Annotated in this window: 20 protein-coding genes and 1 tRNA gene; 1 reads left to right on the plus strand and 20 read right to left on the minus strand. The window is 56.8% G+C overall.

Annotation, left to right across the window (positions count from 1 at the left end; translation table 11 throughout):
- Positions 1-118: 118 nt before the first annotated feature.
- From ENGE1_RS21785 to sdhC, 20 genes are all read right to left on the minus strand, one after another.
- Positions 119-194: transfer RNA gene (locus tag ENGE1_RS21785), tRNA-Lys, on the minus strand.
- Between the two features lie 165 nt (positions 195-359).
- A complete protein-coding gene (cpoB, locus tag ENGE1_RS21790) occupies positions 360-1,145 on the minus strand; it encodes a cell division protein CpoB (RefSeq protein WP_043085120.1) in 786 nt (261 codons plus the stop codon).
- A 9-nt stretch (positions 1,146-1,154) separates the two neighbouring features.
- Positions 1,155-1,676, minus strand: a complete 522-nt coding sequence (pal, locus tag ENGE1_RS21795; protein ID WP_043085121.1) for a peptidoglycan-associated lipoprotein Pal — start codon at positions 1,674-1,676, stop codon at positions 1,155-1,157.
- 34 nt (positions 1,677-1,710) lie between these two features.
- Entirely contained in the window at positions 1,711-3,003 is a 1,293-nt protein-coding gene (gene tolB / locus ENGE1_RS21800; RefSeq protein ID WP_048253060.1) for a Tol-Pal system beta propeller repeat protein TolB, read from the minus strand.
- A 130-nt stretch (positions 3,004-3,133) separates the two neighbouring features.
- A complete protein-coding gene (gene tolA, locus ENGE1_RS21805; protein WP_048253059.1) occupies positions 3,134-4,519 on the minus strand; it encodes a cell envelope integrity protein TolA in 1,386 nt (461 codons plus the stop codon).
- A gap of 36 nt (positions 4,520-4,555) precedes the next feature.
- Positions 4,556-4,984, minus strand: a complete 429-nt coding sequence (tolR, locus tag ENGE1_RS21810) for a colicin uptake protein TolR (protein WP_043085127.1) — start codon at positions 4,982-4,984, stop codon at positions 4,556-4,558.
- Between the two features lie 3 nt (positions 4,985-4,987).
- Complete coding sequence (gene tolQ / locus ENGE1_RS21815) at positions 4,988-5,680, minus strand: Tol-Pal system protein TolQ (protein WP_086499427.1); 693 nt, start codon at positions 5,678-5,680, stop codon at positions 4,988-4,990.
- Positions 5,677-6,081, minus strand: coding sequence for a tol-pal system-associated acyl-CoA thioesterase (gene ybgC / locus ENGE1_RS21820; RefSeq protein ID WP_043085131.1), 405 nt, complete (start codon positions 6,079-6,081; stop codon positions 5,677-5,679). The genes tolQ and ybgC overlap by 4 nt, the downstream gene beginning before the upstream one ends.
- A gap of 149 nt (positions 6,082-6,230) precedes the next feature.
- Complete coding sequence (gene ybgE, locus ENGE1_RS21825; protein WP_043085133.1) at positions 6,231-6,524, minus strand: cyd operon protein YbgE; 294 nt, start codon at positions 6,522-6,524, stop codon at positions 6,231-6,233.
- Positions 6,524-6,631, minus strand: a complete 108-nt coding sequence (gene cydX, locus ENGE1_RS21830; protein ID WP_064360761.1) for a cytochrome bd-I oxidase subunit CydX — start codon at positions 6,629-6,631, stop codon at positions 6,524-6,526. The genes ybgE and cydX overlap by 1 nt, the downstream gene beginning before the upstream one ends.
- 14 nt (positions 6,632-6,645) lie before the next feature.
- Positions 6,646-7,785: a cytochrome d ubiquinol oxidase subunit II gene (gene cydB / locus ENGE1_RS21835; RefSeq protein ID WP_043085135.1), complete on the minus strand. Its 1,140-nt coding sequence runs from the start codon at positions 7,783-7,785 to the stop codon at positions 6,646-6,648.
- Positions 7,786-7,800: 15 nt separating this feature from the next.
- Positions 7,801-9,366 (minus strand): cytochrome ubiquinol oxidase subunit I, encoded by a 1,566-nt coding sequence (gene cydA / locus ENGE1_RS21840; RefSeq protein ID WP_043085137.1) that lies wholly within the window; start codon positions 9,364-9,366, stop codon positions 7,801-7,803.
- A gap of 764 nt (positions 9,367-10,130) precedes the next feature.
- Complete coding sequence (gene sucD / locus ENGE1_RS21845) at positions 10,131-11,000, minus strand: succinate--CoA ligase subunit alpha (RefSeq protein ID WP_014169173.1); 870 nt, start codon at positions 10,998-11,000, stop codon at positions 10,131-10,133.
- A complete protein-coding gene (gene sucC / locus ENGE1_RS21850; protein ID WP_043085139.1) occupies positions 11,000-12,166 on the minus strand; it encodes an ADP-forming succinate--CoA ligase subunit beta in 1,167 nt (388 codons plus the stop codon). Before sucC ends, sucD begins: the two co-directional genes overlap by 1 nt.
- Before the next feature lie 82 nt (positions 12,167-12,248).
- The gene (gene odhB / locus ENGE1_RS21855) at positions 12,249-13,463 is read right to left on the minus strand and encodes a 2-oxoglutarate dehydrogenase complex dihydrolipoyllysine-residue succinyltransferase (protein WP_043085140.1); all 1,215 of its coding nucleotides are present in this window, start codon (positions 13,461-13,463) and stop codon (positions 12,249-12,251) included.
- Positions 13,464-13,477: 14 nt separating this feature from the next.
- Positions 13,478-16,285 carry a 2-oxoglutarate dehydrogenase E1 component gene (gene sucA / locus ENGE1_RS21860; RefSeq protein ID WP_043085141.1) on the minus strand — a complete coding sequence of 936 codons (2,808 nt, stop codon included), beginning with the start codon at positions 16,283-16,285 and terminating at the stop codon, positions 13,478-13,480.
- A gap of 277 nt (positions 16,286-16,562) precedes the next feature.
- On the minus strand, positions 16,563-17,279 hold the full coding sequence (sdhB, locus tag ENGE1_RS21865) for a succinate dehydrogenase iron-sulfur subunit SdhB (RefSeq protein ID WP_043085142.1): 717 nt from the start codon (positions 17,277-17,279) through the stop codon (positions 16,563-16,565).
- Positions 17,280-17,295: 16 nt separating this feature from the next.
- Positions 17,296-19,062 (minus strand): succinate dehydrogenase flavoprotein subunit, encoded by a 1,767-nt coding sequence (sdhA, locus tag ENGE1_RS21870; protein WP_043085143.1) that lies wholly within the window; start codon positions 19,060-19,062, stop codon positions 17,296-17,298.
- A complete protein-coding gene (sdhD, locus tag ENGE1_RS21875; protein ID WP_043085144.1) occupies positions 19,062-19,409 on the minus strand; it encodes a succinate dehydrogenase membrane anchor subunit in 348 nt (115 codons plus the stop codon). The genes sdhA and sdhD overlap by 1 nt, the downstream gene beginning before the upstream one ends.
- Complete coding sequence (sdhC, locus tag ENGE1_RS21880) at positions 19,403-19,807, minus strand: succinate dehydrogenase cytochrome b556 subunit (protein WP_045288638.1); 405 nt, start codon at positions 19,805-19,807, stop codon at positions 19,403-19,405. The genes sdhD and sdhC overlap by 7 nt, the downstream gene beginning before the upstream one ends.
- 326 nt (positions 19,808-20,133) lie before the next feature.
- Here sdhC and ENGE1_RS29580 point away from each other — a divergent pair, with 326 nt between their 5' ends.
- The gene (locus tag ENGE1_RS29580; protein WP_420030081.1) at positions 20,134-20,241 is read left to right on the plus strand and encodes a hypothetical protein; all 108 of its coding nucleotides are present in this window, start codon (positions 20,134-20,136) and stop codon (positions 20,239-20,241) included.
- The last annotated feature ends 99 nt before the right edge of the window (positions 20,242-20,340 follow it).

Raw genomic sequence — 20,340 nt, forward strand, 5'->3', positions numbered from 1 at the left:
GATACTGCGCTGGTTAGTGGTGGGTCGTGCAGGATGACTTGGCTTCGCCTCGCCCTACGGGCCGTTGCTTACGCAACGTTATCCTTCACGTTTTTACAATCGCCACACACTTTGCGATTGGTGGGTCGTGCAGGATTCGAACCTGCGACCAATTGATTAAAAGTCAACTGCTCTACCAACTGAGCTAACGACCCACTATTTTCGCCGCTTTCAGGATGTTTGATATCCCTTGGCAACGGCGGCATATATTACTGATTTCAGATTTCAGCGCAACACATATTTTTGCAAAGAGAGTTCAACTGCTTAGGAATCATGCGGCATGACCAGAATTAATGCGATTTCGGGTCATGCCGTAAGCATCAGAGGCCATTCAGGCGTTTTTGTGCCTGTTTTGCACCGTCGGTGCCGGGATATTTACTGACAACCTGCTGATAAACCGCTTTGGCTTTCGCAGTATCGCCCTTCTCCTGCATGATAACGCCGACTTTAAACATCGCATCGGCCGCTTTAGGCGATTTCGGGTAGTTTTTTACTACTGAAGCGAAATAGTAGGCCGCATCATCTTTTTTACCCTTATTGTAATTCAGCTGCCCGAGCCAGTAGTTGGCGTTCGGCAGGTAGGTTGAATCAGGGTAGCGTTTGATGAAGCTCTGGAACGCCGCAATAGCATCGTCCTGACGCGAACTGTCCTTCACCAGCGCGATAGCGGCATTATAGTCGGTATTGGCGTCTCCGCTCTGTACCGGCGCGCCAGAAGAGGCCGCGGCGCTGGCAGCCGGCGCTGAGGCAGTGCTCTGATCGCCGGCACCGCTCTGGGCCTGCGCTGCGCTGCTGCCGCTGCTCATACCGTCAAGCTGGGACTGGATCTGCTTCTGGCGCTCTACCGCCTGATTGAGCTGATACTGATTTTCCTGGATTTGACCGCGCAGCGAGTCAATATCGGTCTGGTTATCCTGGAGCTGCTGCTGAAGCTGGGTTAAAAGCTGGCTGTGCGCGTTGGAGATGCGCTCGAGTTGAGTGACGCGGTCTTCGACCGAGCCTGAGCCTACACTACTGATTGGCGCCTGAGCAAAAGCGGCCCAGGGGGCCGCTATGCCAACCAGTAACGACAGACTCAACAGATGATGTCTGAAGTTACTGCTCATGCAATTCTCTTAGTATACCAGTACGGCGCGACGGTTCTTGGCGTAAGCCGCTTCGTCGTGGCCCAGTACTGCAGGTTTTTCTTTACCGTAGGAAACGATGGAGATCTGGTCAGCAGATACGCCTTTACCCTGCAGGTACATTTTAACGGCGTTGGCACGACGCTCGCCCAGGGCGATGTTGTACTCCGGCGTACCGCGTTCGTCAGCGTGACCTTCTACGGTGACTTTGTAGGACGGGTTGCTGCGCAGGAAGTTTGCGTGCGCGTCCAGCATCGCGGCGAATTCGGAGCTTACATCGTACTTGTCGAGACCGAAGTAAACGATGTTGTTCTGCTGCAGCTGCTGCATCTGCAGACGCGCCTGCTCTTCAGAAGAGGCGTTGCCGCTGCCGTTAGCATCCATACCGGTGCCGGCACCCATCATTCCTTCACCGCTCTGGTCGTTGCTGGCGTTCTTGTTGGAAGAACACGCGGCGATGGCCATAACCGGCAGAACGATCATCAGTCCTTTCAGCACTTTGTTCAGTTGCATTTCTTTGATTCCTATAATATTCGATTATTTATTATCACAGATACGGTGACCAGGCAGGCGATTTAACCTGTCCATCAGTCGCCGGAAGACGCGCTTTGAAACGCCCATCTGTAGAAACCAGATTCAGCACGGATCCCATCCCCTGAGAAGAGCTGTAGATTACCATGGTGCCGTTAGGTGCCAGACTTGGCGTTTCATCCAGGAACGTTGACGACAGAACCTGTACGCCACCCGCTGCCAGATCTTGTTTGGCAATGTGCTGCTGGCCGTTCGCCGAGCTGACCATTACCATTATTTTACCGTCGGAGCTCACATCAGCATCCTGGTTCTGAGAGCCTTCCCAGGTGATGCGCTGCGGCGTACCGCCGTTGATGTTGACTTTGTATACCTGCGGACGACCAGCCTGATCGGAAGTAAAGGCCAGGTTCTGGCTGTCCGGGAACCAGCTCGGTTCAGTGTTGTTGCTGCGGCCATCGGTCACCTGACGAATCTGGCCGGAAGCGAGATCCATCACGTACAGGTTGAGGCTGCCGGTTTTCGACAGGGCAAATGCCAGCTTAGTACCGTCAGGTGAGAACGACGGTGCGCCGTTGTGGCGCGGGAAAGAGGCAATCTGACGCACCGCGCCGTTAGCCAGCGTCTGCACCACCAGCGCAGAACGACCGCTTTCGAAGCTGACGTAGGCAAGCTTGGAGCCATCCGGCGACCAGGCCGGAGACATTAGCGGCTGCGCCGAGCGGTGGACAACGAACTGGTTGTAGCCGTCGTAGTCAGAGACGCGCAGCTCGTACGGGAACTGGCCGCCGTTGGTCTGGACCACGTAGGCGATGCGGGTACGGAAAGCGCCCTTGATGCCGGTCAGCTTCTGGAACACTTCGTCGCTGGCGGTGTGGCCGGCATAGCGCAGCCACTGCTTGTTCACCTTATAGGAGTTCTGCGCCAGCACGGTGCCCGGCGCCCCGCCGGTATCGACCAGCTGATAGGCGACGGTGTAAGAGCCGTCCGGGTTCGGCGTGACCTGGCCTACGACGACAGCATCAATACCGAGCGCCGACCAGGCCGCAGGCTGAACTTCCTGCGCAGTGGAAGGCTGCTGCGGCAGGCGAGAGGCGTCCAGCGGGTTAAACTTGCCGCTGTTGCGCAGGTCGGCAGCAACGATGCCGCCAATCTCCGCAGGCGCAGCGCCCTGCCCGGCCCACTTAAAGGGAACCACGCCAATCGGGCGCGCCGAGTCCACGCCCTGGGTGATTTCAATACGAACTTCTGCGTGCAGCGCCGCCGCCCACAGGATGAAAAAACCTAAAAATACGCGTAATGCCTGCTTCATCTTATCTCCCTTATCCAGGCAGTAAACCTGCGATAATTTAGCAGAATATTAACAAACTCAACTATAGACGACTATCTAACTCTACGGCCTGACTGGTGCGCCACTCTCCTTTATCCGTTAAGAAGATAACTTACGGCTTGAAATCAAGCGGTGCGTTTTTAAACACCTCATACACGGCCTGTGAAGGCGGCTTCGGAAAACGCGCCTGTCTTGCCGCAGCCAGCGCAGCAGTACAAAGAGCCGGATCGCCGCCTTCAGACTGAATATTAGCCAGCGTGCCGTCCGGATTCAGTTTAATGCGTAAGGTGCATACTTTCCCGGTGTACGACGACGCATCGTAAAAGCGGCTTTCGATGGCTGACTTAATCTGTCCTGCATAGTTACTGATATCAGCGCCAGAAGCACCGTTGTTTTTAGTGTTACCGCTTCCGGCAGCAGATGCATTGTTTCCTTTTGCTCCGCCTCCGGATTTCGGCGCATTCTTACCGGAACTGAGATCGCCCAACAGATCATCCACCCCGGCGGCATCTTTCGCTTCGGCAGCCTTTTTAGCGGCAGCGGCCTTCGCGGCGGCGGCTTTCTCAGCGGCAGCCTTTTTGGCAGCCGCTTTTGCCGCAGCGGCCTTCTCGGCGGCGGCGGCTTTTTCTGCCGCCGCTTTCTCTGCCGCAGCCTTTTCAGCGGCCGCTTTTTTAGCTGCGGCTTTTTCGGCGGCCGCCTTTTCGGCTGCCTCGGCGGCAGCGGCTTTCTTCGCGGCGTCAGCGGCGGCCTTCTTCTCGGCCTCCTGCTGGGCCTTCTTCGCGGCTACGGCCTCGGCTTTTTTCTCGGCCTCAGCGGCAGCCTTCGCCGCCTCGGCTTCCGCTTTCTTCTTCGCATCAGCGGCGGCTTTCGCGGCCTCGGCCTGCGCTTTTTTCTGCGCATCTGCCGCGGCTTTTGCGGCATCCGCCTGGGCCTTTTTCTGCGCGTCGGCGGCGGCTTTCTTCGCCGCCTCTGCCGCAGCCTCGGCTTTGGCATCGGCTTCGGCTTTCGCTTTCGCCTCAGCTTTTGCTTCTGCCTGCGCCTGCGCTTTAGCATCGGCCTCTGCTTTCGCCTTTGCTTCGGCGGCCTCTTTCGCCGCGGCTTCCTGCGCCTGCTTCTGCTGCTCCTGCGCTTCTTTTGCCGCTTCTTTCGCCTCTTCCTGCGCCTTAAGCCGCTCCTGCTCCATCTGCTTCAGGCGCTCCTGCTCGGCGGCCTGCTTCTCACGCATCTCTTTCGCCTGCTGCTGGGCCTGCTTTTCACGCTGCTCTTCGGCGCGCTTCGCGCTGGCCTGCTGATTCTGCTGGCGATTATAATTTTCGACAACGGCGCCGGGATCGACCATCACGGCGTCGATGGATGAACCACCGCCGCCGCCGGCCGATGCATCAATGTGCTCGTCAAACGAACTCCAGATCAGTAGCACAATCAGAATGATGTGCAGTACGACTGAAATGATGATCGCGCGTTTCAGCTTGTCGTTTTGTTCGGTTGCCTTTGACACTCTCGGTTCCCAAAAACTGGTTGCCTGTCAGCCGGGTTAGATCGGTTTGGTCATCAGACCAACGGATTTCACGCCCGCGCTGTGTAACAGGTTCAGCGCTTTAATGATTTCATCGTAAGGCACGTCTTTCGCGCCGCCGATCAAAAAGACCGCTTTCGGATTGGCCTGCAGGCGGCGCTGGGCCTCAGCGACCACCTGCTCAGGCGGCAGCTGCGGCATCTTTTCCTGACCCACGTTGACGCTGTACTGCCCTACTCCCGATACCTCAACGATAACGGGTGGGTCGTCGTTAGTGCTGACGGCCTGGGTTTCGTTGGCGTCAGGCAGATCCACTTCCACGCTCTGGGTAATAATCGGCGCCGTCGCCATAAAAATCAGCAGCAGCACCAGCAACACATCCAGCAGCGGAACGATGTTGATTTCGGACTTCAGCTCGCGCCGTCCGCGTCCACGTGCTCTGGCCATGGCTTACCCCTTGTTGCTCTCGCTGATGGTAAACGCCTGACGGTGCAGAATGGCGGTGAACTCTTCCATAAAGTTGTCGTAGTTCAGCTCCAGCTTGTTCACCCGCTGGTTGAGGCGGTTATAGGCCATGACAGCAGGAATGGCGGCAAACAGGCCAATAGCGGTGGCGATCAGCGCTTCGGCGATCCCCGGTGCAACCATCTGCAGAGTCGCCTGCTTCACTGCGCCCAGCGCGATAAAGGCGTGCATGATCCCCCACACCGTGCCGAACAGGCCGATATACGGGCTGATGGAGCCAACGGTGCCGAGAAACGGAATATGGGTCTCGAGCGTTTCCAGCTCGCGATTCATTGAGATACGCATAGCGCGGGACGCCCCTTCAACGATGGCCTCCGGCGCGTGGCTGTTGGCGCGGTGCAGACGGGCAAACTCTTTAAAACCGCTGTAGAAGATCTGCTCAGAGCCTGCGAGGCTGTCGCGGCGTCCCTGGCTCTCCTGATAGAGGCGGGAAAGCTCAATGCCGGACCAGAATTTGTCCTCAAAGGCCTCGGCTTCGCGGCCAGCGGCGTTAAGAATACGCGTTCTCTGGATGATGATGGCCCAGGACGCAATGGAGAAACCAATTAAAATCAGCATGATAAGTTTAACCAGAAGGCTTGCCTTCAGGAACAAATCAAGGATATTCATGTCAGTCACTGCTTGAACTCCGCGACAATAGACTTGGGAAGCGCACGAGGCTTCATTAAGAGTGGATCAACGCACACGATCAGCACTTCTGCCTGGTTAAGCACCGCGTTATCGGCGTTGACGATGCGCTGCGTGAAGACCAGAGACGTCCCGCGCATGGCCGTAATTTCGGTCTGTACTTCCAGCATGTCGTCCAGTCGGGCGGGGGCAAGATAGTCCAGCGTCATTTTACGCACCACAAACGCAACCCGTTCAGCCAACAGAACCTGCTGGCTAAAGTGATGGTGGCGCAGCATCTCAGTGCGTGCTCTTTCATAGAAAGCGACATAGCTGGCGTGGTAAACCACGCCACCGGCGTCGGTGTCTTCGTAGTAGACCCGAACCGGCCATCGAAACAGCGTTGTATTCACTTTACATCCCGGTAATGCAACAAAATTGAGTGCTTTTAAACTTCGCTACTATACGCGCGGCAAAGTTGCTTTGGAATGGGTGAAAGTAAAGGGAGAGTAAAATATTTATGGGTCCGGAAGGACCCATTAGATTAAAGGAGCATTCTTAGTCAAAACCAGAAGAAAATCAGCCCACAAAGCAGCACCAGGTCTGCCAGAAGCGGGCAAAATAGCCCCTGCCAAAGCAGTGATTTCGGACGAAAGCCGACGCCGTGGATCACCCCGGCGCAGACCGCCCACATGATAAGAAAGCCGTGCCAGATCTCCAGGCTGCTGGTTTTCGCCGCAAAGCGGGAGGGGTCCCAGAAAATGCAGCCCGCCAGCACCAGCGCCATCAGCAAGGAAAGGGCCCTGAGCGGGCCCTTATCCATTACCGCATAAACGTAAGCGATAATTTTATTCATCAATGATCTTCTGGCTGCCCGGCTTCAACGTGCTCCAGCGCCAGCGCGGTGATCACTCCAAAGGCACAGGCAAGAAGCGTTCCCAGGATCCATGCGAAATACCACATATGTAGCTCCTTACTTAGTACAGAGAGGTCGAGTTGCTTTCAATGTGCTCTTTGGTGAGGCGCCCGAACATCTTCCAGTAACACCAGGTGGTGTAAATCAGAATGATCGGCACAAACACCGCGGCCACATAGGTCATCACGTTCAGCGTCAGCTGGCTGGAGGTCGCGTCCCACATGGTCAGGCTGGCGTTCAGCATGGTGCTGGACGGCATAACGAACGGGAACATCGCGATACCGGCAGTCAGGATGATGCAGGCCAGCGTCAGGGAAGAGAACACAAACGCCCAGGCGCCTTTATTGGCACGCGACATCACGATAGTGAACAGCGGCAGCACCACGCCCAGCAGAGGGATAACCCACAGCGCCGGCATGTTGTTGAAGTTCACCATCCACGCGCCGGCTTCACGCGTGACCTCTTTGGTCAGCGGGTTTGAGGCCGCGCCGTGGTCGATAACCGATTTCACCACGTAACCGTCGATACCGTAGTAGACCCAGACGCCCGCCAGGGCGAAGCAGACCAGCGTCACCAGGGCAGCAATCTGCGAGGTGGCGCGGGTGCGCAGGTGCAGATCGCCCACAGTACGCATCTGCAGATAGGTCGCGCCCTGGGTCAGAATCATCCCGACGCTGACAATCCCCGCCAGCAGACCAAACGGATTGAGCAGCTGGAAGAAGTTGCCGGTGTAGTACAGGCGCAGATACTCATCAATATGGAACGGTACGCCCTGCAGCAGGTTGCCGAATGCCACTCCGATAACCAGCGGCGGCACGAAGCTGCCGATGAAAATGCCCCAGTCCCACATATTACGCCAGCGGGTGTCGGCAATCTTCGAACGGTAGTCAAAGCCGACCGGACGGAAGAACAGGGATGCCAGCACCAGGATCATCGCCACGTAGAAGCCGGAGAAGGCCGCTGCGTAAACCATCGGCCAGGCGGCAAACAGCGCGCCGCCGGCGGTGATGAGCCACACCTGGTTACCGTCCCAGTGCGGGGCGATGGAGTTAATCATAATTCGACGCTCGGTGTCGGTGCGACCGAGCACGCGGGTGAGCATGCCCACCCCCATGTCGAAACCGTCGGCGACCGCAAAGCCAATCAGCAGAATGCCTATCAGCAGCCACCAGATAAAACGCAATACTTCATAATCGATCATTTGACGACTCCTGTCTTAGCGTGCCGGCTGAGCCACGGTGGATTGCTCATAGTGATAGCGACCCGTTTTCAGGCTGCTCGGCCCCAGACGCGCGAACTTGAACATCAGGAACAGTTCAGCGACCAGGAACAACGTATACAGGCCGCAAATCAGCACCAGAGAGAAGATCAGGTCACCGGCGGTCAACGTAGAGTTAGCCACGGCCGTTGGCAGCACTTCACCAATCGCCCAAGGCTGACGGCCGTATTCAGCCACAAACCAGCCGGCCTCAACGGCAAGCCACGGCAGCGGGATACCGTACAGGCAGGCGCGCAGCAGCCATTTCTTCGAACCCACGCGGTTGCGAATCACGGTCCAGAAGGAGAGCGCAATAATAAGCAGCATCAGGAAGCCACAGGCCACCATGATACGGAAGGCAAAGTAGAGCGGCAGGACGCGAGGGATCGAGTCTTTGGTTGCCTGCTTGATTTGCGCATCCGTAGCGTCAGACACGTTCGCGGTATAGCGCTTGAGCAGCAGGCCATAGCCGAGGTCTTTCTTCACGCTGTTGAACTCATCGCGTACCGAGGCGTCCGCCGTGCCGGCGCGCAGCTCTTCCAGCAGCTTGTAAGCGATCATCCCGTTGCGAATGCGCGCTTCGTGCTGGGACATCAGCTCTTTCAGGCCAGTCACCGGCTTATCCACGGAGCGCGTGGCGATAAGGCCGAGTACGTAAGGGATCTGAATCGACAGATGGTTCTCCTGCGCATCCTGGTCCGGAATACCAAACAGCGTAAATGCCGCCGGCGCCGGCTGGGTTTCCCATTCGGCTTCAATAGCAGCAAGTTTGGTTTTCTGTACGTCGCCCATTTCGTAGCCAGACTCATCACCCAGCACGATAACGGAAAGTACGGCAGCCATACCGAAGCTGGCGGCAATCGCGAAGGAGCGCTTGGCAAACGCGAAGTCGCGGTTACGCAGCATGTAGTAGGCGCTGATACCGAGGATGAACATCGCACCGGTGCAGTAACCGGAGGCGACGGTGTGCACGAATTTCACCTGAGCGACCGGGTTGAGTACCAGATCGGCGAAGCTCACCATCTCCATGCGCATGGTTTCGAAGTTGAAGTCAGATGCGATAGGGTTTTGCATCCAGCCGTTCGCCACCAGGATCCAGAGTGCCGAGAGGTTAGACCCTAGCGCTACCAGCCAGGTGACGGCCATGTGCTGAACTTTCCCCAGGCGATCCCAACCGAAGAAGAACAGACCCACAAAGGTGGATTCGAGGAAGAAGGCCATCAGCCCTTCGATGGCCAGCGGCGCACCGAAGATATCCCCCACGTAGTGAGAGTAGTAAGACCAGTTTGTCCCGAACTGGAACTCCATGGTCAGACCGGTAGCCACACCCAGGGCAAAGTTGATACCAAACAACTTGCCCCAGAACTTGGTCATATCTTTGTAAATCTGTTTGCCGGAGAGAACGTAGACCGTTTCCATGATGGCCAGCAGGAACGCCATACCGAGCGTTAGCGGCACAAACATGAAGTGGTACATCGCAGTCAAGGCAAACTGTAAGCGCGACAGTTCGACTATATCTAACATCATGACTCCTTGCTCATCGCATGAAGACTCCGAGAGTGAAACCGGTTAAGGAATCACACGCATGCCCCAATACCAAAATTATTTACTTCCCTGCTCATGACTGTTTGAACAAAAGCAAACAGCCCTGAGCAAAGGTTGCAAATACGTTAATAAAAAACCTGAATTGATCCCTCGAATATATTACGCCGTAAAGACCTTACAATAAACAGGTTTTTGTTGAATCTGTTTTACGTTTTACGACAGCGATCAATATATAGCGAATATACTGACTTTCGGCCAGTTTGATCTACAACAATTTACCGCCTTTCAGTAGTAGACGCCATAAGTTAGATATTGTTTTAAATCAATTTTTTCGCTCTTTTGTTAATTATGTGTTCCATTGAGTTGGATAGTGAACGTAATGTTAAAAACATGTTCTTAACAGTATATTGATAGTTATCAAATAAGAGTGATTTAGTCAGAAAGGGAATTTATTTTTTACCGGCAATATGAAAGGCCGGGCGGAGGGGCAGGATGTCAGAGAATCGTCCACATCCCGTTAGGTATCGGCGATCGAAAAAGTATAGCTCATTCCAATCACATTTCATTTACGTGAATTAAATAAAAAAACAACTCGCAGATTGACGATGCTCCCGCTCAGAAGCGGCAGCGGGGTACAGAACACGGCTGCGGGAGCGCGGCGAGAATAAAAAAGGCCGCTTTTCAGCGGCCAACCATGTCGAAATCGGACATATAATGCTCCCCAGGCGGGGAGCAGAGAGGATTTACTTAATGATGGATTTCAGCGCCTCGCCGATATCGGCCAGGCTGCGTACGGTTTTCACACCGGCCGCTTCAAGCGCAGCGAACTTCTCGTCCGCCGTGCCCTTCCCGCCTGCGATAATGGCGCCCGCGTGGCCCATACGCTTGCCTTTCGGCGCCGTCACGCCCGCGATGTAGCCCACAACCGGCTTGGTCACGTGCTCTTTAATGTAGGCCGCAGCTTCTTCTTCCGCGCTACCGCCGATCTCACCGATCATGACAATCGCTTCGGTCTGCGGATCTTCCTGGAACATCTTCAGGATATCGATGAAGTTAGAGCCCGGGATCGGGTCGCCGCCGATGCCCACGCAGGTAGACTGGCCGAAACCGTAGTCGGTGGTCTGCTTAACGGCTTCATAGGTCAGGGTCCCGGAACGGGAAACGATACCCACTTTGCCCGGCTTGTGAATGTGGCCCGGCATGATACCGATTTTACATTCGCCCGGGGTGATAACGCCCGGACAGTTCGGGCCAATCATGCGCACGCCGGCTTCGTCCAGTTTCACCTTCACGGTCAGCATATCCAGCGTCGGGATGCCTTCAGTGATGGTGATAATCAGCTTAATGCCTGCATCGATAGCTTCCAGGATGGAGTCTTTGCAGAACGGTGCCGGCACGTAGATAACGGTGGCGGTAGCGCCCGTTGCTTCTACCGCTTCGCGCACGGTGTTGAACACCGGCAGGCCGAGATGCGTGGTGCCGCCTTTGCCCGGCGTAACGCCGCCAACCATCTGCGTACCGTAGGCAATCGCCTGCTCGGAGTGGAATGTCCCCTGGCTACCGGTGAAGCCCTGGCAGATAACCTTGGTGTCTTTATTGATTAAAACTGACATTATTTCCCCTCCACTGCGGCAACAACCTGCTGAGCTGCATCCGTCAGACTTTTCGCTGCAATAATATTCAGGCCGCTGTCAGCCAGTTTCTTGGCGCCGAGTTCGGCGTTGTTACCTTCCAGACGTACAACGACCGGCACGCTAACGCCCACTTCCGCTACTGCGCCAATGATGCCGTCGGCAATCAGGTCGCAGCGCACGATGCCGCCGAAGATGTTGACCAGTACGGCTTTAACGTTGTCGTCAGACAGGATGATTTTGAACGCTTCGGTCACGCGCTCTTTGGTCGCGCCGCCGCCTACGTCGAGGAAGTTTGCCGGCTCGCCGCCGTGCAGCTTAACGATGTCCATGGTGCCCATCGCCAGGCCGGCGCCGTTAACCATGCAGCCGATGTTGCCGTCGAGGGCGACATAGTTCAGCTCCCACTGCGCCGCCTGGGCTTCGCGGGCATCTTCCTGCGACTGATCGCGCATTTCGCGCAGATCGGCCTGGCGGAACAGCGCGTTGCCGTCAGCGCCCAGCTTGCCGTCGAGGCAGATAAGATCGCCCTGCTTGGTGATCACCAGCGGGTTAATTTCGATCAGCGCCAGATCGCGCTCCAGGAAGATGGTCGCCAGGCCCATGAAGATCTTGGTGAACTGCTGTACCAGCTTGCCTTCCAGACCGAGTTTGAACGCCAGCTCGCGCCCCTGATAAGGCATCGGGCCGGCCAGCGGATCCAGCGCGACTTTGTGGATCAGGTGCGGCGTCTCTTCAGCCACTTTTTCGATTTCCACGCCGCCTTCGGTAGAGGCCATGAAAACCACGCGGCGGGAGCTGCGGTCAACCACGGCGCCCAGATAGAGTTCTTTCGCGATGTCGGTGGCGGCTTCGACCAGAATCTGGTTTACCGGCTGACCGTTGGCATCCGTTTGATAGGTGACCAGACGTTTACCCAGCCAGTTTTCAGCAAAAGCGCGGATCTCTTCTTTGCTGTTCACCACTTTTACGCCGCCCGCTTTACCGCGGCCGCCGGCGTGTACCTGGCACTTCACAACCCACGGGCCGGCGCCAATTTTCGAGGCGGCTTCTTCGGCTTCGCGCGGGGTCGAGCAGGCATAGCCTACCGGCGCAGGTAAACCATAACGGGCAAATAGCTGTTTGGCCTGGTATTCATGTAAGTTCATGCGTTCTATCCACTTTTCAGGTAATCGTTATCATTTACCCGCGGGCCTCAGCGGGCCCGCGGGACAGGTGATACGGAAAAAACTAAACGTCCAGCAGCAGGCGAGTCGGATCTTCCAGCAGCTCTTTAATGGCCACCAGATAGCCCACGGACTCGCGGCCATCGATCAGGCGATGATCGTAGGAGAGCGCCAGGTACATCATCGGCAGGATCTCGACCTTGCCATTGACCGCCATCGGGCGATCCTTAATGGCGTGCATGCCGAGGATCGCGCTCTGCGGCGGGTTGATGATCGGCGTTGACATCAGGGAGCCAAATACGCCGCCGTTGGTAATGGTGAAGTTACCGCCGGTCAGATCGTCAACGGTCAGCTTGCCGTCGCGGCCCTTGATCGCCAGCTCTTTGATTTTCTTCTCGATGTCCGCCATACCCAGCGCATCAACGTCGCGCAGAACCGGGGTCACCAGGCCGCGCGGCGTGGAGACCGCCATGCTGACGTCGAAGTAGTTGTGGTACACCACATCTTCGCCGTCGATAGAGGCGTTCACTTCCGGGTAGCGCTTCAGCGCTTCCACGACAGCCTTCACGTAGAAGGACATAAAGCCCAGGCGGATACCGTGGCGTTTTTCAAACGCCTCGCCGTACTGCTTGCGCAGATCCATGATCGGCTTCATGTTGACTTCGTTAAAGGTGGTCAGCATCGCGGTGGAGTTTTTCGCCTCCAGCAGACGCTCGGCCACGCGCTTGCGCAGGCGGGTCATCGGCACGCGTTTTTCGGAGCGACCGGCCAGCGGCGCCGGCGCGGCTTCAGGGGCGGCTTTCGCCTCCTCTTTCGCCGGCGCCTTCGCCAGATGCTTCTCAACGTCTTCGCGCGTCAGGCGGCCGCCGACGCCGGTGCCTTTAATGGCGCTGGCATCGAGATTGTGCTCGGCCAGCAGGCGACGGATCGCCGGGCTGAGCGCATCGTTGTTCTGCTCTTCCAGGGAAGCCTGCTGACGCTGAGCCGGCGTGGACTCTTTGCTTTCAGCTTTGGCATCGGTGGCTTTACCCGCGCTGTTGCCTTCGCGCAGACGGCCAAGGATCTGGCGGGAAGTCACGGTCGTGCCTTCATCTTCCAGAACAGCATCGAGAATGCCGTCAGCCGACGCCGGTACTTCCAGTACCACTTTGTCAGTTTCGATTTCTACCAGCACTTCATCGCGAACAACCGCGTCGCCCGGTTTCTTGTGCCAGGTGGCAACAGTGGCATCGGCTACGGATTCAGGCAGGTCGGGAACCAGAATATCTACGCTACTCATTGTGTATCCTTTATTTAATCGACGTTCAGCGCGTCATTGACCAGATCTTGTTGCTGTTTCTGGTGAACGGACATGTAACCTACCGCCGGCGAGGCGGAGGCCGGGCGACCCGCATATTTGAGGGCTGCCCCAAACGGAATCACATCGCGCAGATGATGCTGGCTGCAGTACCATGCGCCCTGGTTGAGCGGCTCTTCCTGGCACCAGACAAAATCGTGCACGTGTGCATAAGGCTTCAGCGCTTCCTGTACCGCCTGGTGCGGGAACGGGTAGAGCTGTTCGATGCGCACAATGGCGACATCTTTTTGTTCGTTTTTGCGGCGCTGCTCCAGCAGGTCGTAGTAAACCTTACCGGCACACATCACGACGCGCTTCACGGCTTTCGGATCCAGCTCGTCGATTTCACCGATCGCCGGCTGGAAGGTGCCGTTGGCCAGTTCGTCAAGCGAGGAGACCGCCAGCGGATGGCGCAGCAGCGATTTCGGCGACATCACCACCAGCGGACGACGCATCCCACGCAGCGCCTGGCGACGCAGCATGTGGTATACCTGCGCGGGCGTGGACGGTACGCAAACCTGCATATTCTGCTCGGCGCAGAGCTGCAGATAGCGCTCGAGGCGCGCGGAGGAGTGCTCCGGGCCCTGCCCTTCGTAGCCGTGCGGCAGCAGCATCACCAGACCGCACATGCGGCCCCACTTCTGCTCGCCGGAGCTGATGAACTGGTCGATAACCACCTGCGCGCCGTTGGCGAAGTCGCCGAACTGCGCTTCCCAGATGGTCAGGGTGCGCGGCTCCGCCGTTGCGTAGCCGTATTCAAAGGCCAGTACCGCCTCTTCCGACAGCACGGAGTCCCAGACGCGGAAGGAGCCCTGGCCGTTGTGCACGTGCTGCAGCGGCGTATAGCTTGAGCCGTTGGTCTGGTTGTGGATCACCGCGTGGCGGTGGAAGAAGGTGCCGCGACCGGAGTCTTCGCCGGACAGGCGGATAGGAATCCCCTCATCGACCAGCGTGGCGTAGGCCAGGTTTTCCGCGCCGCCCCAGTCGAACAGCTTCTCGCCTGCGGCCATCGCCTGGCGATCGCCGTAGATTTTGGCAACGCGGGACTGCATCTCAACCGATTCCGGCACGGTGCTGATGCGCTTGGCCAGCTCCTGCAGGCGCTTCATCTCGACCTTGTTCGGGTAGCTCTCATCCCACTCGTGGTTGAGGTACGGCGACCAGGTAAAGGAGTGCATATTCATCGGGCGCCACTCTTTCACCACGCACTCGCCGGCATCCAGCGCGTCGCGGTAAAGGTTGACCATCTCGGTGGCGTCTTCCAGAGTAGCGACCTTGTTCTGCTCCAGACGGTCGGCGTAAATTTTACGCGGCGTCGGGTGTTTTTTGATCTTCTGGTACATCAGCGGCTGGGTCGCGCTCGGCTCATCGGCTTCGTTATGGCCGTGGCGGCGGTAGCAGACCAGATCGATAAACACGTCGCGCTTGAAGGTGTTGCGGAAATCGAGCGCCAGGCGGGTAACAAAAGCGACCGCTTCCGGATCGTCGGCATTGACGTGGAAAATCGGCGCCATCACCATCTTGCCGATGTCGGTGCAGTACGGTGAAGAGCGCGCATCCAGCGGATTAGAGGTGGTGAAGCCCACCTGGTTGTTAATCACAATGCGCACGGTGCCGCCCACTTCGTAGCCGCGGGCTTTCGACATGTTCAGGGTTTCCTGCACCACGCCCTGCCCGGTCACCGCGGCGTCGCCGTGAATGGTGATCGGCAGCACTTTATTGCTGCTCGGTTCGTCGAGACGGTCGAGACGCGCGCGCACGGAGCCGATAACCACCGGGCTGACGATTTCAAGGTGCGACGGGTTAAACGCCAGCGCGAGGTGAACCAGGCCACCTTCGGTTTCGATATCGGACGAGAAGCCCATGTGGTACTTCACGTCGCCGGTGCCGAGGTGCTCTTTGTGCTTGCCCGCGAACTCGTCAAACAGGTCCTGCGGTTTTTTACCCAGCACGTTGACCAGCACGTTGAGGCGGCCGCGGTGCGCCATGCCGAGCACCACTTCGCGGGTGCCGTTGTTGCCGGCGTGGCGGATAAGTTCTTTAAGCATCGGTACCAGCGCATCGCCGCCTTCCAGCGAGAAGCGTTTAGCGCCCGGGAATTTCGCCCCGAGATAGCGCTCCAGGCCTTCAGCCGCCGTCAGCTCGCTGAGAAAACGCTTTTTCTCATCGGCCGAGAAGCTGGCGTGACCCACGACGGATTCAAGACGCTGCTGGATCCAGCGCTTCTCTTCGGTCGAGGTAATATGCATGTATTCCGCACCGATGGAGCCGCAGTAAGTCTGCTTGAGGGCATCAATCAGCTCGCCCAGCTTCATCGTATCTTTACCGATGGCAAAAGAACCTACGTTAAAGCTTTCCTGGAAATCGGCTTCTGTCAGATCGTGAAAAGCAGGATCCAGGTCAGCAACGCGATCCTGTTTCCACAGCCCCAGCGGATCGAGATTCGCATTCTGGTGGCCGCGGAAGCGGTAGGCGTTGATCATCTGCAGGACTTTGACCTGCTTGATGTTAGTGTCAGGATCGGAAATCGCGGAAGTATAACGTGAGGCATCCTTCGCCAGACGACGGAAATAATCACGCGTTTTGGAGTGAAATTGATCGGGTTTGACTCCGGTTCCAGGCAGTTGCTGGAACATTGAGCGCCAGTTAGCGTCAACAGAGTCCGGATCGGTTAAGAAGTCTTCATAGAGCTGTTCGATCCAGCTCTGGTTGGAGCCAGAGAGGAAGGAAGAGTCCAGCCAGGCTTTCATTGCGCCGTTCTGCATCGTGATCCCTTAAGCACTTTGTGTGCTTATTTCGCCGTAGAAACAACCACGCACATCAAGCGTGCGTGCCGGGGTTCACCTGCGAGCTCTTCTGTAGTATTGGGCTCGCGAAGGAACCTTTAAAAACTGTCTGATAATCGTCGTCGTTCAGGCTGCTACTGCGTTGCGACCTTTACCCGCGCTGAACGCCTTGATTATTCCGTCATGCTGTATGGCAGTTTTTAGAGGTTTCCTGCAGTTCCGCGCCCTCTCACGCAGGGAGAGGGCGCGGGCCTTATTACGCGCTGCGGTTAAGCAGCATCGACTTGATATGGCCGATAGCCCGCGTCGGGTTCAGCCCTTTCGGACAAACGCTAACGCAGTTCATGATGCTGTGGCAGCGGAATACGCTGAATGCATCGCTCAGACCGTCAAGACGACTGTCGGTTTCGGTATCGCGGCTGTCAATCAGGAAGCGGTATGCCGCCAGCAGACCGGCCGGGCCGATAAACTTATCCGGATTCCACCAGAACGACGGGCAGGAGGTTGAACAACATGCGCAGAGAATACACTCATACAATCCGTCGATCTTCTCACGCTGCTCCGGCGACTGTAAGTGCTCGCGAGCGGGTGGATTTTGTCCATTATTCAATAAGTAAGGCTTAATCTTCTCATACTGGGCATAGAACTGTCCCATGTCTACCACCAAATCGCGGATCACCGGCAGACCGGGCAGCGGACGAATCACGATTTTCTTACCGGGCTGGTTCAGCGCGGAGATTGGGGTAATACAGGCCAGACCGTTTTTGCCGTTCATGTTCAGGCCATCGGAGCCGCAGACGCCTTCACGGCAGGAGCGACGGAACGCCAGGGTCGGGTCTTTCTCTTTTAGCTGGATCAGCGCATCCAGCAGCATCATGTCCCGGCCCTCTTCCGCCTCCAGGGTATAATCCTGCATGCGCGGCGCGTCATCGACATCCGGGTTGTAACGATATACTGAAAACTCGAGTCTCATTTTCCTGTCTCCGCAATTAGTAGGTACGCACTTTCGGCGGGAATGCCGGACGCAGCTTCGGTTCCATATTGACGGTTCGACGCGTCATGGATTCCGTTTGCGGCTGGTACAGGGAGTGACAGAGCCAGTTTGCGTCATCGCGGTCCGGGAAGTCGAAGCGGCTGTGGGCGCCGCGGCTTTCGGTACGGAAATTCGCAGAAACGGCCGTGGCGTAAGCGGTTTCCATCAGGTTATCCAGCTCCAGGCACTCAACGCGCTGGGTATTAAACTCGCTGGAGGTGTCGTCCAGACGGGCATTTTTCAGACGCTCGCGGATCGTTTTCAGCTGCTCAAGGCCCTTCGCCATCGCGTCGCCTTCGCGGAACACCGAGAAGTTGTGCTGCATGCACTCCTGCAGCGCCTTGCGGATAGCTACCGGATCTTCACCGCTGCGGGTGTTGTTCCAGCGATTGAGGCGGTCCAGCGAACCTTCGATGTCAGACTCGCTGGCGTCGCGCAGCGCGCCCTGCTCAGCGATAGACTCCTGAAGATGCAGACCGGCCGCGCGGCCGAAGACCACCAGGTCGAGCAGCGAGTTGCCGCCGAGGCGGTTCGCGCCGTGGACCGATACGCAGGCGATTTCGCCGACCGCAAACAGGCCCGGGATCACCACGTCTTCGCCCTTCTCGTTGACGGTCAGCGCCTGGCCGGTCACTTTGGTCGGAATACCGCCCATCATATAATGGCAGGTCGGGATAACCGGGATCGGCTCTTTCACCGGATCGACGTGGGCGAAGGTACGGGAGAGTTCAAGGATGCCCGGCAGGCGGGATTCCAGAACTTCTTTACCCAGATGGTCAAGCTTCAGCTTCGCGTGCGGGCCCCACGGGCCGTCGCAGCCGCGGCCTTCACGGATCTCAATCATGATCGAGCGCGCCACTACGTCGCGGCCCGCCAGGTCTTTGGCGTTCGGCGCGTAGCGCTCCATGAAGCGTTCGCCGTGCTTGTTCAGCAGATAGCCGCCTTCACCGCGGCAGCCTTCGGTGACCAGGACGCCCGCGCCGGCGATGCCGGTCGGGTGGAATTGCCACATCTCCATATCCTGCACCGGGACGCCAGCGCGGATAGCCATGCCGACGCCGTCGCCGGTGTTAATGTGGGCGTTGGTGGTGGACTGATAGATACGGCCAGCGCCGCCGGTCGCCAGCACGGTAGCGTTGGCTTTGAAGTAAACCACTTCACCGGTTTCGATGCACAGCGCGGTGCAGCCGACAACCGCGCCATCCTGGTTTTTCACCAGGTCCAGCGCATACCACTCGGAGAAAATCGTGGTGTGGTTTTTCAGGTTCTGCTGATACAGCGTATGCAGCAGGGCGTGGCCGGTACGGTCAGCCGCGGCGGCGGTACGCGCCGCCTGCTCGCCGCCGAAGTTTTTCGACTGGCCGCCGAACGGGCGCTGGTAGATGCGGCCATCGTCAAGACGGGAAAACGGCAGCCCCATGTGCTCAAGCTCCAGAATGGCTTCCGGGCCGGTTTTGCACATATATTCAATCGCGTCCTGATCGCCAATGTAGTCTGACCCTTTTACGGTGTCATACATGTGCCATTCCCAGTTGTCCTCATGGGTGTTACCGAGCGCAACGGTAATACCACCCTGTGCGGAAACGGTGTGGGAACGGGTTGGAAACACTTTAGAGAGCAGCGCACAGGTCTGGCCGCTCTGGGAAATCTGCAGCGCCGCGCGCATACCTGCGCCCCCGGCACCAATAACAACAGCATCAAATTCTCTGACTGGCAGTTTCATTACACACCCCACACCACAACAAATCCATAAATGACGTAAACCAGCAGCGCGACAACAATCAGCAGCTGCAGCGGCAGGCGAATGGCCAGCGGTTTAACGTAGTCGGTCAACACCTGCCACATGCCGATCCAGGCATGAATCAAGATTGAAAACAGAGCCAGCAGGGTGAAAACTTTGGTGAAGGCGGAAGAGAAGAACCCTGTCCAGACTTCCCAGGTCAGCGTGCCGCTTGTGGCAAAGAAACCGACCATATAGATGATGTACAGAGTCAGAACGATAGCGGTGGCACGAACCAGGATGTAGTCATGTACGCCGTTGCGTCCCAGTGCTGAGGCGTTGCTTACCATACGAGGACTCCTGCGAGAAGTGAAAGCACGACAGTGATAACAAAAGAAATTTGGGCGGACCGTTTTCCGGCCTCTAATGTCTCTTCCAGATACCCGGTGTCCATCAGCATATGGCGAATACCGCCGACAGCATGATATGCCAGCGCGGTAAGGATGCCCCAGATAATGAACTTGGCGAAGAAGCTGCCCATGATCGAGCTAGCGGTGAGGAAGCCTTCAGGTGAGGAGAGACTGGTGCCCAGCAGCCAAAGCAGAATGCCGACTGCAACAAAAGTGATAACCCCGGATACGCGGTGAAGAATGGACGCTATCGCCGTGATCGGGAACCGGATCGTTCGAAGATCCAGATTAACAGGTCTTTGTTTTTTCACATTTTTTATCATGAATAACGCCCACATGCTGTTCTTATTGTTTCCTTCCTCCGGTCTGCATGCGGGTCAGACAGCGTCCTTTTCTATAACTGCGCGTCATGTAAAAACTCCATTTACAGAGCTAAAAACGACACATTAACAACGCTGGGTGGCTCGGGATGCAGGGTATTCCGGAGACCTGGCGGCATTATAGGGCGTTCACAAAATCATTACAATTAAACTACATATAGTTTGTTGGGTTTTCTGCGGAACAGTGATCGTCATCACGGTTACAACATTCTTTTAAAAATTAACCATCTGATTTGACAATTATTAAACATTACTGTTACAACCATCACCTAAAAAGGCATATAATGCGTAAAAGTTATGGGGTCACTATTTCACCTGACAATAAGTTATGCAACAGTGAGAAAGTGTTGACCGACATAACCCGGACAGTTAATAGTGATAGTCAGGTTTGAATAAACGGACTGCTAACTTCCTGATTTGCTGTATTTTCACTGTAGAATGAGTGTATACCTTCAGGCGCCCCTTGCTCTGTACCCTGGTTTACCCTCTTC

Origin of the sequence: Pluralibacter gergoviae ATCC 33028 = NBRC 105706 (genome assembly GCF_001598855.1) — a bacterium.
Taxonomy (GTDB): domain Bacteria; phylum Pseudomonadota; class Gammaproteobacteria; order Enterobacterales; family Enterobacteriaceae; genus Pluralibacter; species Pluralibacter gergoviae.